This window comes from Nonomuraea sp. bgisy101 (assembly GCF_057708945.1).
Map to the genome: position 1 here is coordinate 44,545 of NZ_JBYITD010000018.1, position 14,738 is coordinate 59,282.

Below are 14,738 nucleotides of genomic sequence, written 5' to 3' on the forward strand. Positions count from 1 at the left end.
CCTCGGGCTGGGCCCGTCTTGTTTCGGTGCTGCCCGAGCGTGGGGAACTGACCGCGATGGTCCGTCGCCCCCGGCGTGACCTGCTGGCCGGGCTCACGGTGGCGATCGTGGCGTTGCCACTGGCGCTGGGCTTCGGCATCTCCTCCGGTTTGGGCGCGGAAGCGGGTCTGGCCACCGCGGTGGTCGCAGGTGCGCTGGCGGCGTTGTTCGGCGGCTCGAGTCTGCAGGTGTCGGGCCCGACCGGTGCGATGACGGTGGTGCTGGTGCCGATCATGCACGCCCATGGCGCGTCGGGGGTGCTGACGGTCGGCGTGCTCGCCGGGCTGCTACTGATCGCGCTGGCACTGGGTCATGCGGGCAAGTACATGGCCCTGGTACCGGCCCCGGTGGTGGAGGGCTTCACCATCGGCATCGCCTGCGTGATCGGCCTGCAGCAGATCCCGGCCGCGCTGGGAGTGCCGACCCCGGACGGGGACAAGGTCATCGGTGTGGCCTGGCGGGCCATGCAGGACTTTCTCGCCAGTCCACGGTGGTGGGCGCCGGCGATCACGCTGGTCGTGGCTGTGGCGATGCTGCTGGGCGCACGCTGGCGGCCCACCGTGCCGTTCTCGCTGCTGGCCGTCGCGGCGGCCACACTCGCCGTCGAGCTGGCCGGCCTGCCGGTGGCGCGGATCGGCGACCTGCCCGCCGGGCTGCCCGCGCCGTCTGTGGCCTTCCTCGATGTGAGCGCACTGGGTTCGCTGATCGCCCCGGCGATCGCGGTCGCCGCCCTGGCCGCGCTGGAGTCGTTGCTGTCGGCTGCGGTGGCCGACGGCATGAGCGTCAACCACAGGCACAACCCGGATCGGGAGCTGTTCGGTCAGGGGTTGGCCAACCTCGTCGCGCCGCTGTTCGGCGGGGTGCCGGCCACCGGCGCCATCGCCCGCACCGCGGTCAACGTCCGCTCCGGCGCCTCCTCGCGGCTGGCCGCGCTGGCGCACGCGGGCATCTTGGCCGTCATCGTCTTCACCGCCGCCGGCGTGGTGGCCCGCATTCCGCTGGCCGCGCTGGCCGGCGTTCTGCTGGCCACCTCGGTCCGCATGGTGGAGGTCGGCTCGGTGAAGGCGATGATGCGCTCGACCCGCGGCGACGCCGTGGTCCTGGTCCTGACCGCGATCGCGACGCTGGCGCTCGACCTGGTCCAAGCCGTCATCCTGGGTCTGATCGTGGCCGGGGCGCTGGCTCTTCGTGCCGTCGCCCGCAACGTCCGCCTCGATGAGATGCCGCTCACCCACGACCTGCCCGGCGACCACAACCGGCAGGAACACGACCTGCTCGCCGAGCACATCGTCGCCTACCGGCTGGACGGGCCATTGTTCTTCGCCGCCGCCCACCGCTTCCTGCTGGAGCTCTCAGAGGTCGCCGCCGTCTCCGCGGTGATCTTGCGCATGTCCCGCGTCACCACCATCGACGCCAGCGGCGCCCTGGTCCTGGGCGACGCCATCGAACGTCTGCAGCGCCGCGGCATCACCGTCTATGTCTCCGGCATCCGCGACGGCCACCACCAGCCCCTGCACGCCCTTGGCGTCATCGCTCACCTAGACCAGGCGGGTCGCGTCTTCGCCACCACCCCCGAAGCCATCGCCGCCGCCCGCGACCAACTCCGCCATGCTGGAATCCTGCCGGTCCCCGCCGGCCCCCCAGCTGCGCCCCGCTGAGGAGAGTCCCGAAAGCGCACGGACCTGCCGGCCCGGGGTGGTCTCAACTCTCAGGCGGCCTACGGAGTCCACCATCGGGACGCGCAGATCGGCCTTCTTGCTGAAGTAGACCTTGCCGGTCTTGGCGTCGATCACATGGGCGGCACGGCCGAGCACCGCGGGGGCGTCAGCGGAGGGGGCGGGAACGTGGGCGCGGGGGCCGGCGAAACAACCGAACCGGCCGGTGGGGCGGCCTGTGCGACAGAGGCGACGGCGGTCACGGCGCCTGCGGTGATGGCGACGCCGAGCAGCGCGCGGCCCAGCCGGTTCTTGAGGTACGTGGGCATGAAGGGGTTTGCTCCTAGCTTCCATTCGGCCTACCGGGTTAGCCGCTGGTCACCGTCGGCGCCTCCGACGGCGGCGGCCGCAGCGGCTGAAAGCAGGGATCGACATGTCAGACGGATACCCGACCGCGGCTCAGAAGGAGGCCTTGCGCCTCATCTGCGACCACGGCCGGTTGCACACAGAAGAGTTGGGCCGTCAGTTGGTCAGCGCCCGGCGATCCAGCACCAACCCCGGCTTCGCGTCCGCCATCGCCCGCATGGCCGGAACCCTGACCTGACGGCTGGAGGCCCACGGCTTCATCGCCGAGGCCGGGAATGAGTGGACGACGACCGCGGACGGCCGTCGCCTGATCGCCTGCTCCAGCGAGCCCGAGTGAGCGCAGACCTGGGGCCACGGCTGGCGGATCATCGCCGCACTGGCCGGCCAGCTCGTCGTAGATGCCGTACGGGATAGCCCCTGCCCAGGTGCGGGTCGGGGAGTCATGGGTGGCGACCGCGACCGGCTGACCCGCAGGGCGCCACTCCCGGCCGGCGTTCTTGAACGCGCCGATGAGCTCCTTCTTCTTGGTATCGACGCTCACCATGGGATCCCCGGCCGCCTGGTGCTGCTTGACCTGTTCGTTGATGTATCGGAACTGGGCGTCTCGATCCGGGTGCCGACGGCCCTCCAACGTCTTGGCGTTGCCCTGCAGGCTGAATCCCTCCAAGCGCGGTAAATCCCCGACGGTATCGGCGCTCACCTTGCGCCCTTGGCGGGTGAGCTCCACTGCGAGCTTGCGAGTCGAGATGGTCGTCCACCGCAACGGCGACATCGGATCGCCACGGGTGTCCGGCTCCACCAGAGCCGGCAGCGCCGGCCGCAGTCCGGGATTGACGTCGGCCACCCGCTTACGTCCCCCACCGGGGCGGCGAATCCAGCCCAGCGGCTCGGGCCCCGACTCCAGCTCATTCACCCCGGTGGCTACCATGGCCTCACGAACTTCGGCAGCACGAGCCACCGCGCGGATCCCGCCATGCCCCAGCGCGCGGGCTTCAGCCCCCATCAGCAACCGCCGCTGCCGCTCATCCAGATGGGGAAAGACCGCCTCGAACGTCGCTGCCCAGCATGGTCACAGTCCCGGCCGCCATGCCCGTACCACAGCAACGAGAGCCATCCTTGATCGTCTGCAATCCCTAAGTCTCGCCGAGGGTGTGAGCGACGGTGTGGTCGGCGCTGCCCCACACGTCCTCTTCTTCGACCAGCCAAGTCGAGTGATCCTTCTGCCGCTCCTCCTGTCCGCCCATGCCGGTCATGGGCATTATCGGCATGCCGGCCGTCCCCTGCGAGCCCAGGAGGTCAGCCGTAAGGTCGCCCGACCGGCTCAAGCTGCCCCGCTCGGCACCAGCGCGCGGCCCCGTGCCGATGCTGACGCCGTCCCCGGGGCCGAGGCCGCTACCGATCGGCAGCCCGGACTTGGTGTCGATCGGCAGATTCACCGAGTTGTCGATCTTCGGCGGCTGGTGGTCGGAGAGGCGCGTGGTGCCCGCGTCTGGGGTGTTCACTCCGGGCGCCCGAGCCGACCTCGCGTCGTCACGATGAGGGCGACGGCCAGTGCGCCGAACACAACGTCCTGCACCACCAGATAGCTCAACGAGTTGTCGACGCCGGGGAAGAACACCGGCAGCAGTGAGGCGTTGAGGAAGGTGTGGGCGAGGATGGCCAGCACACCGCTGCGGGTGTGGTTGGCCAGCCAGGCCAATGGGATGCTGATGGCGATGGTGAAGATCAGGAACGCCGCGAACGGCACGGCCATGCCGATCAAGTCGGCACCGGCGTGGTTGTAGCCCTCGATCAACGACAGCGGCGCGTGCCACAGGCCCCAGAGCAGGCCCAGCAGCAGCGCTCCCCGAACCGGTCCGAACCGCTGCTGCAGGTGCTGATGGGCGAAGCATCGCCACCCGGGTTCCTCGCCCAGCGGGCCGCCCAGCACAAGCACGATCCCGAAGCCGAGCAGCCACGGGAGTACCTCGCTGCCGACCGGTCCGGCGTGCTGCCATGCCCCGGGCAGCGGCAGGACACAGGCCATCAGGATCACCGGGAGACCGAGACAGACCGCCAGGTACCAGCGGCCGGGCACCCGCCATCGCACTACCTCGCCGAACAGCGCGCGTACTCCCGCGCGACCCCGTCCGGCCCAGGTGACCAGGACCGCGGCGAGGGTCGGCCCGAGGAAGGGTGTCACGAACATCCAGGGGGCTACGGGCAGGTCGAAGACCAAGATGCCCACCAGCTCATAGGCCCACACAGGGACGAAACACAGTCCGAAGAACGCGATGAGCGGATGGCGGGTAAGCAGTGCGCGCGCTCGGGAGGGCGGATGGGGCGCGGCGAGGGTCATGACAGCTCCTGTCCTGAAGGGATTCGGTCGTCAGGAAGGGTGGGCCAGCGGCGGGTAAAGCCGGTATCGGCCGAAGGACGGATCCGGGGCCGTGGTCGGGCGCTTTCCGACTTTGGTAGGGCGCTTTCCGACTTTCGGATGAGGGTGCGGCGACGCCGTGCTGCACTAGCCTCGCCGGCATGTCCGAGATGGCCGCACAGCGGCAGCAAGCACAGTCCTGGGCGTCCGCACTCATGCTGGCCTCGGTGGCCGCCTCGTCCGTGGTCGTGGTGAGCGGTGCGGGTCCCGTTCAGGGTCTGTGGGGGGCCTGGCCGCTGGTGGAAGGGGTGATTCTGCTCATGCTGACCGCCTCCGTCGTGCGCCGCGCACCCCGGGAGCGGGCAGTACTCGGCGGTGTGCTCGGACCGGCTGCCCTGCTTGCGCTGCCGCTGCGCATGCTCGTCGGCTCCGACGCGAGCGGGACCGAGTGGGCGTTCTTCGAGATCGCGTCCGTGCTTGCAGCTGCGGGCGCGACGGGGTGGGGCGCGCTGCGCCGCGCTCGGGATGCAAGCCGGGTGCGCCGCGAGGCCGAGATCCGGCGCGGTGAGCGGATCGCGCTGGCCGGGGAGCTGCACGACGTCATCGCCCAGGACCTCACCGGCATGGTCCTGGAGGCCCAGGCCAGCCGCGCGGAAGGGGAGACCATCGGACCCGAGACGCTCGACCGGATCGAGCGCGCCGGATTGTCGGCGCTCACCTCCATGGACCGGACGGTGGCCATGCTCCGCTCGGCGAACGGATTCCCGGCCCGGGTCGCGCACGTCGACGAACTCGACGAACTGCTAGACCGGTTCGAGGCGACCGGGCGGGTTACCGTACGGCGCACCTTCGAAGTCTCCCCGGCCGCACTGCGCGGGTCGATCGGCGACGAGGTCGGGGACACTGTGTACCGAGTGGTCGACGAGGCGCTGACCAACGTCCGCCGGCACGCGGCCGGTGCCCGGACGGTGCAGGTCGGCCTGCGGTACGCGGCCGAAGCTGTGCAGGTCCGGGTGACCGACGACGGCGGCACGGCGGCGATGTGCCGCGCCACCGGGGGATCGGGCCTGCTCGCGATCACAGCCCGGGTGGAGGCCCTGGGCGGCACGGTGCAGGCCGGACGGCACGGGCCGGGATGGCGAGTCCAGGCGCAGTTGCCCGCGCGGGAGGAAGCGTGACCATACGAGTGGTCGTCGCTGACGACCAGGATCGGGTGCGCCGTGGACTGCGCCGGATCGTGGACGCGAGTTCGGGGATGAGGGTCGTCGGAGAGGCTGCGGACGGGGTGCAAGCCGTGATGATGTGCCGTGCGCTGCGGCCCGACGTCGCGCTGGTCGACATTCGGATGCCCCGCCGCAACGGGCTGGAGGTCACCCGGCTGCTCGCCGGGGCCACGGTCGCCGAGCCCATCCGAGTCGTCATCGTCACCACTTTCGACGACGACGAGTACGTGCATGCCGCCTTGCGGGCCGGGGCGTGCGGGTTCCTGCTCAAGCGGTCCGGTCAGGCGATGATCACCGAGGCGATCCGAGCCGCTGTAGCCGGTGAGGCACTGGTGAGCCCGGCGATCACGGTCCGGCTGCTCGATCAGTTCGCGGCCCGATCGCCGGTCGCAGCCGCGGCATCGGACGCCTCTCCGCTGTCGCCGCGCGAAACAGAGATCGCTGGGCTGGTCGCACGCGGGCTGTCGAACACCGACATCGCCGCCGAGCTGGTCATCTCGCTCGGCACCGTCAAGACGCACCTGACGAACATCACCGGCAAGCTCGGCGTTGCCAACCGGGTCGGCATCGCCGTGTGGGCCTGGGACCGCGGACTCCTCGCCGACCGTGAACGTTTCTGGGCCGGCGACGCCGAGCGCTGAAATGAATGGATCATGATGTGGAAAGGTGCTTCATGCGCAAGATTCTTCGGGTTCTTGGCTTCATCGTCGGCGCCTATCTGATCGCCCGCGCCCTCGCCGAACCGTTCGTCATCGATATGTTCGATTCAACGACATACCGAAATGATTGGGGTGGCCCCAGCCTGGCCGGCGTTCTCCTGGTGCATTGTGGTCCAGGTGCCGTTGCAGCCGTGTTGATGGCCCGCGCTTTGATACGCCGTCGGAGAATTCGCGGCCAGGAATATTGAAACAGCTGCCGCCGGTCGACCGCGTTCGGCTTGTGTCGCGAAAGTCATGTGGTTATTGAATGTGCTCCGATCATGATTTGTCATGGAAAGGTGGGTCATGGACGCCTTGTCGCCAGGAGACCCTGAGCGCTTCGGGGACCACGCCATCGTCGGACGCCTTGGCGTGGGCCCGCGCGGCGCGGTCTACTTGGGGCGCGACTCCGATGATGGAGAACTGCGCGCCATCAAACCGCTGACGGATGAGTCCGCGGATGACAGCGAGACCCTGGATCGGCTGCGCAGCGTCAAGCGCGTCTCCAGCTCCTATGTGGCCCGCGTGTTCGACGTGGGCGTCGAGGACGGCACGCCGTACGTCGTGCGCGAGCACGTCGAGGGCCGCAGCCTCGCCGAGACCGTCGAGGCCGACGGTCCGCTCACCGACGACGCGCTGGAGCGCGTCGCCGTCGGTGTGCTCACCGCGCTCACCTCCGCGCATCTGGCGGGGGTGACCCACAGGGGCCTCACTCCGCACAACGTGATCCTCGGCGCGGACGGCCCGAGGGTGACCGGGCGCCGCTGGGCACGCAGCAGGGCCAGGCCAAGGTGGCGGTGCCGTGGGCCAAGACGCCGGGGCCCGAGTCGACCGACGTCATGCCGTTCGAGCAGCCGACCGAGACCAGGACCGTCGATCCAACCCCCGGTCAGCGGGCACCAACACCGCCCCTCACCGGCTGCAGGCGTGCCACCCGCGTCGTCGTCGATCCACATGTCCCTGACCTGCGCCAGCGGACGATGCTGTGCAATGTCTTTCGGCCTACCGTCATTTTCACCGATCCGAGCACTGAGTCACCCGCTGGGAGTCCTCAGCCCGGGTTCGGCGCTGGACTCTCCTGGTTCATTTGCCAACGTCAAGGTGGCGAAAATCCTCATGCGGAAACCCGCTCGGGGTTCATAGCTCGATAAATACTGGCTGCGAACCATGGGCGACAACGGAACGTGGGGCTGGGCCCCTGCCACGCACGTCTCGGGCGGTGATAACTATGCGCCGATACCAAACTTGCCCGACTGCGGCAACGGGCCATTTCCCGCCTAACCTCGATCCGATGAGAGCCAGTGCCGCATCAGGCAACGTTAGCCTCATATCGGGCCTCGGAGTGTTCTTCGCCGGCGTTGTCATCGGGGCGAGATGTCCGTTGGCGAACTCGAAGCGGCGATCAGAGGTCAGGGGCGCCAGCCGCCTTCGACTGACCGGCGGCATTGTGCGGGATTGTCGCCTGCGCTGATGAACCGAGCGGTCAGCGGCGGCACGCCATGGGCTAGCGACTGACGGGGTAGGGGGCCGGTGGCGACCAGGGATGCCAGTCCGTGTCCGGTGATCCAGCTCGATGTGCCCACCCGACACCTGGAGGCACTGGCACCAGGTGCGCGTCGTGTGCACCTTCATCGTCGGCGTCGAGCAGCACGGACCCCTGGTGGACGGGACCAGCGTGTCACAGGTCCTCTACCCCAAGAACACCCAGACCCTGACGAGTGACCGCACGGGCTCCGGGACCGCCATCTCGATCAACACGCTAAGCATCCTTGTGATTACAATGCGTTGTGCCGTTCGAGTTCCGGATTCTGGGGCCCGTCGAGGTGGTGCGCGATGGTCTTCCTCTGGCCGTCCCCGCGGCCAAGCTCAGGACCTTGCTCGCCGCCCTGCTCGTCGACGCCAACGACGTCGTCACCGTCGACACGCTGATCGACCGCCTGTGGGGCGCGAGGCCGCCCGACGGCGCCCGCAACACGCTGCAGAACTACGTGCTGCGCCTGCGCCGCCTGCTCGGCGCGGGCAAGGAGTGCCCCCTGGTGACGCGTCCTCTGGGGTATGTGATCGACGTCGACCCCGAGGCGCTGGATCTGCTCAGATTCGACGTCCTGGTACGGCGCGCCAGGATCGCCGCCACCGCCGATGAGGCCGACCATGCCGCCACACTGCTGCGGGAGGCGCTGCGGCTGTGGCGGGGAGAGGCGCTTGCGGACATCAGCTCGGCCGTCCTGTGCCGCGACGTCGCCCCCGCGCTGAACGAGCGGCGACTGGACGCGCTGGAGTTGCGGATCGAGACGGATCTCGCACTCGGCCTGCACCAGAGTCTGCTGACCGAACTGCACGAGCTGACCGCTGCCCACTCCCTGCGCGAGCGGTTCTGGGCCCAGCGCATGCTGGCTCTGTACCGGTCGGGACGGCAGAGCGAGAGTTTGCGCTGCTACCACACGATCAGGCGGCTGCTGGCTGCGGAGCTCGGCGTGGATCCGGGCGCTGAGCTGCGCGAGCTGCACCGGCAGCTGCTCGCAGGCGACCTCGCGACGGTCTGCCCGAGCCGCCCGCGGGCGCGCGGCAACCTGCCTGCTGAGGTGACCACGTTCGTCGGCCGGAAGCGGCAGCTGACCGAGGTCGGCAGGCTGCTCGCGACCAAGCGGCTGATCACGCTGACCGGCGTGGGCGGCGTGGGCAAGACCAGGCTGGCGCTGCGGGCGGGGGCCGAGCTGTCCGGCGAGTTTCCGGACGGGGTCTGGCTGGCCGATCTGGCCGCGCTGTCGGAGCCGCGGCTGCTGGATCGGTTTGTGGCGCAGGCGCTCGGGATGCGCGACCAGTCGACGCGCCGTCCCACCGACATCCTGACCGAGTTTCTGCGGGATAAGCGGCTGCTGCTGGTGCTGGACAACTGCGAGCACGTGGTGACGGCGGTGGCGGCGCTGGTGGACGTGCTGCTGAAAGCCTGTCCGGGGTTGAGGGTGCTGACGACCAGCCGCCATCGGTTGAGCCTGGCCTGTGAGCACGTCCTGCTGGTCCCCTCGCTCGCCCTTCCTCCCGCACCCGCCTCCGATCTCTCCCCGACGCCCACCGGCCTTCCCCGTGCGCCCGCCGCCGAGGGAGACGCTCTCCGGCCGCTGACCGATTACGACGCCGTCGCGCTGCTGGTCGACCGCGCTGCCGCAGCGGCGCCCGAGTTCGCCGTCACGAGGGACAACGGGGAGCGCGTCGCGCAGCTGTGCAGGCGGCTGGACGGCATCCCGCTGGCGATCGAGCTGGCCGCCGTACGGCTGGGCACACTGTCCGTCGACGAGATCCTGGAGCGCCTCGGCGACAGGTTCAGGTTCCTGGCCACGCCCGCCATGACCACACCCCCCTACCACCAGACGCTCAACGACGTGATCGAATGGAGCTACGGGCTGTGCACCGAGCCCGAACGCCTGCTGTGGGAGCGGCTTTCGGTCTTCGCCGGCGGGTTCGATCTGGAGGCGGCAGAAGCCGTGTGCAGCGGTACCGGCATCGCTCGGACGGACGTCTGGGACCTGCTGGCCGGGCTGGTGCACAAGTCGGTGCTGCTGGCGCGCGCCCATGGGCGCCGCACCCGCTACCGGCTGCTGGAGACCCTGCGCCAGTACGGCAGGCAGCGGCTTGCCGAGGCCGGCATGGAGGAGCCGCTGCGCCGCCGCCACCGCGATCACTACCAGTGGATGGCCGCCGAGGCCGCGGACCGCTGGTGCGGCGAGCAGGAGATCGAATGGCTGTCCAGGCTCCGGCGTGAGCTGCCGAACTTCCAGGAGGCGCTGAACTTCTCGCTCGCCGATCCTGGCGAAGCCGTCCACGGGCTTGACATCGCCGTCAACCTCACCAGGACACGCGTCTGGTTCTTCGCGAAGATCATCGGTGAGGGGCGGCACTGGCTGAAACGGGCCTATGACGCGGTTCCCCCGCACCCGCCCTCCTACCGCGCCAGCGCCGCCGCTCTGCTGGCGTGGAGCGCGCTGGTCCAGGGTGACCGTTCGACGGCCGAGGCCTACATGCCCGCCGTCGAGCGGCACGCGGCGGATCCGGCCGTGTCAGCGATCACAGCCTACGTCGAGGGCAGCCACGCGCTGCTGGTGCACAGCGACCCGCACGCCATCCCGACGCTGGCGCGGGCCAGGGCCGCCTTCCATCACGCAGGCAGGTACGGCGACGCCCACATGGCCACCATGATGTGGGCGATGAGCTGCGCCGTTCTCGGCGACGTCGAGCAGGCCCGCACCGCCACCGGCGAGTATGTGGCTGAGGCGGAGACCAACGGCGCCGGATGGGCCTACTCGTGGGCTCTGTGGACGCTCGGCCTGGCCGAGCTCCGGCACGGCGACGTCGGCAGGTCGGCCGGGTTGTTCCGCGAGGCGCTGCGCAGGCAGTACGACATCGACGACTGCTGGGGCCCCACCTGGGCCATGGAGGCACTCGCCTGGTCCACCGCGGCGGCCGGGCACCACCACCAGGCGGCCGAGCTGCTGGGCGTCGCGCACCGGCTGCGGCAGGTCACCGGCGTCTCACTGACCGCGCTGCGGCCCTTCCACGACCTGCACACCGCCGCCGAGCAACGGACGCGGGCCGTCCTCGGTGAGGAGGCCTACACGGCGGGCTTCACGCGCGGAAGCCGGATCGAGGACATCCAACGGTTCGCCCTCACCGACGCGTGAGCTTACTCCCGGGCGACGGCGGGCGAACGACGGTCCCGATTGGACGGCCACCGGCGGTGGCCGTCCAGCTGGACCGCGAATACATCCGCGAAAGGACGCTGTGAGGCCGGCAGGCCACCGCCGCCAGGGGCGACTGCGGGGAACAGGCCATCACCCTGTGGGGTGATGGTGGCGCTGTCCGCTGTCGTTCGGGCCGGGGCGGGATCCACATCGGCGCTCAGCGCGGGCGACCATGGTGCCGAACGGGATCCGCCGGTCCAGAGCACCGTGGATCGACAGGGTCTCGGTCCGATCGAGCGCGCCTGTCACCTCGGGTTCCCGCCGACTGTCGTGAGCCAGTCCGCCAGGCTCGCGTAGGCAAGCGCGGCCCCGGTATCGGTGATGATCCCGTGTCCTTCGCCTGCCAGTTCAACCAGCGTGTAAGCGGGGTGATCGCCTGCGTCGGCGACGATCTGCGATATGGGGATGCGGTCGTCGGCTCGCCCGTGGATGGCAAGCAGCGGGATGCGTGCGAGACGCTCCTGACGCGGTTCAGGAAGCGGGAGTGCCTCACGGAACGCCTTGACCGCCTGGTGCGACGACGCCTCCAAGCTCTTCGGGCTCAGGAAACCCGACAGCGAGACCAGGCCCGCGTACTGGCCACCCGCGGACACCGCCCTTCCCGCCAGATACGCACCATAGCTCCAACCGGCCAGCACCACGGGGAGTCCGTCGTCGGCGGAGTCCACCAGGTTCACCACATCAAGCGCGTCGTCGACGCCGTGACGGCACGAGTTCGGCAAGAACCTGGACCCCAGGGAACTGCTGCGCGGATTGACCGCGACGACCTCCCAACCGAGGCGGCAGAGGAAGGCGACGAGCGGCGAATAGACGGGCCACACCGAGGAGTGCGGCCCGCCGTGCAGCATCACGATTCTGCCGGTCGGGCTGCCCAGCGGCGTGTGCACGATCGCGCAGGCATCTTCGACGAAGGCGGTGCGCGCGGTGTACGGCTGGTCGGCCGGGCACGGGCAGTGGCGGTTCAGCTCCGCGACGAGCTTCGGCACGCTGTCCGCTGTGACGACAGACGAGGGGGTGTACGCGTCGCTCCACACGGCGACGGCCCGCCCCGGAGACACGGTCAGGTTCGAGAGGGCCCCCTCGGGAAGGGGCAGTCGTTCAGTGACCTCGCGAGAGCGGAGGGACCAGCCCACCACCTCCTGTCGCGGCCAGGCCTCGTACAGGAGCCAGAGCGTCTCGTCCTCCCACGCCGGGTCTCCCATGGTCGGGGCCCGCCATCTCCCGATGACCTCGTCGCTCTTGGTGTCGCTGACCTCGCAGACACTCATCCCGGGATAGGAGCGCCGCGCACGGTAGGCGAACGGCGCGTCCGGGTGGAGGATCAGCGGCGGCCGAGGTTGCGCGGCCACAGCCGAGGCCGTCCAGCTTTGGCCGTCATAGGCGGACCCCGACAGGACGTTCCCCGAGATGGGATCGCCGTCCCATGCCTGCAGCGAGGCGCCGCCCTCGAGGTGATGGAGCCAGCTGCCGGCCCGCGTGTGTCGCCGCCATCCGCCGGGCGTGTGCTCGTAGAGCCAACGGCCGGAGTGACGGTCTCCGACGGCGAACAACCGTCCCTGGAAGACCGTCAGGCAGCGTTCCGCGCCCGAGAGCGCCCCCACCCGGGCCCGGTCGAAGTCGGGACCGAGCGAGGACGCGGCGTTGGGTGCGCGCTGTCCCAGGGACAGGATCATGGACACCTGGCCGTGGGCGCGTGGGCGGCCGCGGCCAAGCCGGCGATCGCGGCCGCCAGCTCGTGGCGCAGTTCCTCCGAGGAGCCAGGCCGGTCCGTCGTGGCCACGATTCTCTCGACCGAGCCCACCGTGCCCGTGCCTCCGACGAAGGTCATGCCGACCGTTGCGATCGCCGCTTCGGTGATCAGCCCGCATCGCGCCGCGTTCGTCGTGATGTCGCGCCACGTGCCGGGGTCGTCCGGGTCGATGGACAGCATCGTCGTCGCCCACCTCACCACCCCCGAGGTGTCGCCGACACCGCCGGCGGCTTTGAGGTGCGACTCCGCGACGATCTTCATGTTCTCGGCGCTGACGAGCCGGTTGTACCGGGAGCGCCTCCGGCTGATCCGTTCCAGCTCCAGGGCCGTCTCCAGCGAGCGTTCCATGGCGGCCGACTGGCCGTCCGTGTCTCCTACGCGCATCGCGACCAGCGCGGTGAGGCGGGAGGCGCGGCTCTGCAGCAGAAGGCGCAGGAAGCCGTCGAAGCAGGCCTCCGCCTCCGCGTATTCGCTCCACGTGGCGCTCACGTGTGCGGTCGCGCTGTCCATGTCTCCCTGCAGACGTACGGCCATCGCGCCGAGCTGGACGCGGGCCAGGACTCGCAGCATGGGTTCTTCGCTCAGGTCAGCGATACGCTCGAAGACCTGGCGCGCCTGCGGGTTGTACATGCGGAGAAGGACTCTTCCCACCTCGTACAGGACTCGGCATCCAGGAACGGTCAGCAGATGGTCGGACCTCAACTGACGGACAAGAGAGACGGCGACCGCCTGCTCCGTCAGGCAGTTGAGGCAGGCGAGCACCTCCGCCTGTCTCGACAGGGCCAGGTCGTCGAAGGCGGCGATGTCGGCTCGCAGGGTCGAAAGCCCCGTGCTCGTCCCGCCGCGTGCTTCCTCGGGGCGCAGCCCGACGTCAGCGTCCGCGAGCCTGAGGGACCGTACGAGCGACGCCCGCAGCCCCGAGGGCATCAGGATGGACGACATCGGGACACCGCCGCGGAGATCTCCGGAGGCGAGGAGCGGCGCGTGCCGGACGTGCAGGGGGCCGCGCTCGCTCTCGCGAAGGGTGATCATCGTCTCCCAGACCCTGTGGACGACCGCTGGCGGCGGTGCCTCGACGATCGTGCCGACGGCGTCCGGGGCGCTCACCGTCTGAGCGTCCACTGGTCCCCCTGCTTGATCAGCAACCGGTTGCGAGCGTCCTCGACGCTCTCGACCGTCACCTTCACCGTGCGGTCGGCCAGCTCGAACTCGCCGCTCTCGCCTGGCTTGCGCTCGTCGATCCAGTCGTGGAAGTCGTCGAGGGAGTGCAACGCCATCCCCTCGACGGACCTGATGATGTCGTTGGGACGAATGCCGGCCTGCTCAGCGGGCGAGCCCTGGATGACGTCGTAGACCAGCAGCCCCAGGTCGGGTGCGCCGCCGACGAACTGCAGTCCCGCTAGCGCGTACGGAGTCGGCTTGCCCGGGCGCTCCTCGAGGTGGGCGGCCAGGTCGCCGACGCCTTGCCGCCAGTGACGCGAGTGACCGTCGAACTCGAAGAACCCGACGCCCTGTGTGGGAAATCCGGAGTGGATGAGCCACAGGTCGCATTCCGGCCCGACGTCCACCCCGAACATCGAGAACGAGGGTTGGACCTGCAGGGACAGGTGCGTGACGTCTCCCCCGAAGGGGAGGATCCAGTCGAGGGCCAGCAGACGGTTGGGGATCACTTTGCGGACCGTGCCGGTGAAGCGGAGGAACTTCTCGCCGCTGACCTTGCCGCGAGCCTCCCAGGTCAGGTGGAACGGCGCGCCCTCCTCCAGCGGCATGCTCGCGCTGGTCAGGCCGAGCCACCGTGTCAGCCCCTCCTCGGTGGTGAGCTCGCGCCAGATGACCTCTGGGGCCACCCGAATGTGTTGGATGAAGTCGATGGTGTTCTCTGTGCGCGGCCATGGGTGCAGATTCGCCATGTGAG

At 69.7% G+C, this 14,738-nt stretch carries 12 protein-coding genes and 1 pseudogene; 6 read left to right on the top strand and 7 right to left on the bottom strand.

All coding sequences use genetic code 11. The features are described 5' to 3' along the window. The first annotated feature begins 56 nt into the window (after window positions 1-56). Window positions 57-1,697 (top strand): SulP family inorganic anion transporter, encoded by a 1,641-nt coding sequence (locus tag AC3EO4_RS30520; RefSeq protein ID WP_431898902.1) that lies wholly within the window; start codon window positions 57-59, stop codon window positions 1,695-1,697. A gap of 131 nt (window positions 1,698-1,828) precedes the next feature. Here the strand turns inward: AC3EO4_RS30520 and AC3EO4_RS30525 are convergent, their stop codons facing one another. The 4 genes and pseudogenes from AC3EO4_RS30525 to AC3EO4_RS30540 form a co-directional block, all read right to left on the bottom strand. Continuing rightward, window positions 1,829-2,023 carry a hypothetical protein gene (locus AC3EO4_RS30525; protein ID WP_431898804.1) on the bottom strand — a complete coding sequence of 65 codons (195 nt, stop codon included), beginning with the start codon at window positions 2,021-2,023 and terminating at the stop codon, window positions 1,829-1,831. 407 nt (window positions 2,024-2,430) lie between these two features. After that, a pseudogene (locus AC3EO4_RS30530) lies at window positions 2,431-3,148 on the bottom strand (ISAzo13 family transposase); the annotation flags it as partial. 45 nt (window positions 3,149-3,193) lie between these two features. Next, window positions 3,194-3,562, bottom strand: coding sequence for a hypothetical protein (locus tag AC3EO4_RS30535; RefSeq protein WP_431898805.1), 369 nt, complete (start codon window positions 3,560-3,562; stop codon window positions 3,194-3,196). Then, window positions 3,559-4,398 (bottom strand): CPBP family intramembrane glutamic endopeptidase, encoded by an 840-nt coding sequence (locus tag AC3EO4_RS30540; RefSeq protein ID WP_431898806.1) that lies wholly within the window; start codon window positions 4,396-4,398, stop codon window positions 3,559-3,561. The genes AC3EO4_RS30535 and AC3EO4_RS30540 overlap by 4 nt, the downstream gene beginning before the upstream one ends. Window positions 4,399-4,577: 179 nt before the next feature. On the opposite strand from AC3EO4_RS30540, the gene AC3EO4_RS30545 reads away from it, so the two are divergent. From AC3EO4_RS30545 to AC3EO4_RS30565, 5 genes are all read left to right on the top strand, one after another. Further along, window positions 4,578-5,594, top strand: a complete 1,017-nt coding sequence (locus AC3EO4_RS30545; RefSeq protein WP_379577250.1) for a sensor histidine kinase — start codon at window positions 4,578-4,580, stop codon at window positions 5,592-5,594. Continuing rightward, window positions 5,591-6,280: a response regulator gene (locus tag AC3EO4_RS30550; protein WP_431898807.1), complete on the top strand. Its 690-nt coding sequence runs from the start codon at window positions 5,591-5,593 to the stop codon at window positions 6,278-6,280. The genes AC3EO4_RS30545 and AC3EO4_RS30550 overlap by 4 nt, the downstream gene beginning before the upstream one ends. Window positions 6,281-6,312: 32 nt before the next feature. Continuing rightward, entirely contained in the window at window positions 6,313-6,546 is a 234-nt protein-coding gene (locus AC3EO4_RS30555; RefSeq protein ID WP_379577247.1) for a hypothetical protein, read from the top strand. A gap of 97 nt (window positions 6,547-6,643) precedes the next feature. Next, the gene (locus tag AC3EO4_RS30560; protein ID WP_431898808.1) at window positions 6,644-7,480 is read left to right on the top strand and encodes a serine/threonine protein kinase; all 837 of its coding nucleotides are present in this window, start codon (window positions 6,644-6,646) and stop codon (window positions 7,478-7,480) included. Between the two features lie 644 nt (window positions 7,481-8,124). Beyond that, on the top strand, window positions 8,125-11,013 hold the full coding sequence (locus AC3EO4_RS30565) for an AfsR/SARP family transcriptional regulator (protein ID WP_431898809.1): 2,889 nt from the start codon (window positions 8,125-8,127) through the stop codon (window positions 11,011-11,013). Between the two features lie 305 nt (window positions 11,014-11,318). Here the strand turns inward: AC3EO4_RS30565 and AC3EO4_RS30570 are convergent, their stop codons facing one another. From AC3EO4_RS30570 to AC3EO4_RS30580, 3 genes are read right to left on the bottom strand one after another with little or no spacing between them, the layout of a single operon-like run. Beyond that, the gene (locus AC3EO4_RS30570; protein ID WP_431898810.1) at window positions 11,319-12,746 is read right to left on the bottom strand and encodes an alpha/beta hydrolase family protein; all 1,428 of its coding nucleotides are present in this window, start codon (window positions 12,744-12,746) and stop codon (window positions 11,319-11,321) included. Beyond that, window positions 12,743-13,930 (bottom strand): hypothetical protein, encoded by a 1,188-nt coding sequence (locus AC3EO4_RS30575; RefSeq protein WP_431898811.1) that lies wholly within the window; start codon window positions 13,928-13,930, stop codon window positions 12,743-12,745. The genes AC3EO4_RS30570 and AC3EO4_RS30575 overlap by 4 nt, the downstream gene beginning before the upstream one ends. Further along, window positions 13,927-14,733 (bottom strand): SRPBCC family protein, encoded by an 807-nt coding sequence (locus AC3EO4_RS30580; RefSeq protein WP_431898812.1) that lies wholly within the window; start codon window positions 14,731-14,733, stop codon window positions 13,927-13,929. Before AC3EO4_RS30580 ends, AC3EO4_RS30575 begins: the two co-directional genes overlap by 4 nt. Window positions 14,734-14,738: the final 5 nt, after the last annotated feature.

Excerpts from the sequence above, each read along its gene's own strand:
- AC3EO4_RS30520 (WP_431898902.1), top strand. The coding sequence starts at position 57 with ATGGTCCGTCGCCCCCGGCGTGACCTGCTGGCCGGGCTCACGGTGGCG.
- AC3EO4_RS30525 (WP_431898804.1), bottom strand. The coding sequence starts at position 2,023 with ATGCCCACGTACCTCAAGAACCGGCTGGGCCGCGCGCTGCTCGGCGTC.
- AC3EO4_RS30540 (WP_431898806.1), bottom strand. The coding sequence starts at position 4,398 with ATGACCCTCGCCGCGCCCCATCCGCCCTCCCGAGCGCGCGCACTGCTT.
- AC3EO4_RS30545 (WP_379577250.1), top strand. The coding sequence starts at position 4,578 with ATGTCCGAGATGGCCGCACAGCGGCAGCAAGCACAGTCCTGGGCGTCC.
- AC3EO4_RS30555 (WP_379577247.1), top strand. The coding sequence starts at position 6,313 with ATGCGCAAGATTCTTCGGGTTCTTGGCTTCATCGTCGGCGCCTATCTG.
- AC3EO4_RS30560 (WP_431898808.1), top strand. The coding sequence starts at position 6,644 with ATGGACGCCTTGTCGCCAGGAGACCCTGAGCGCTTCGGGGACCACGCC.
- AC3EO4_RS30570 (WP_431898810.1), bottom strand. The coding sequence starts at position 12,746 with ATGATCCTGTCCCTGGGACAGCGCGCACCCAACGCCGCGTCCTCGCTC.
- AC3EO4_RS30580 (WP_431898812.1), bottom strand. The coding sequence starts at position 14,733 with ATGGCGAATCTGCACCCATGGCCGCGCACAGAGAACACCATCGACTTC.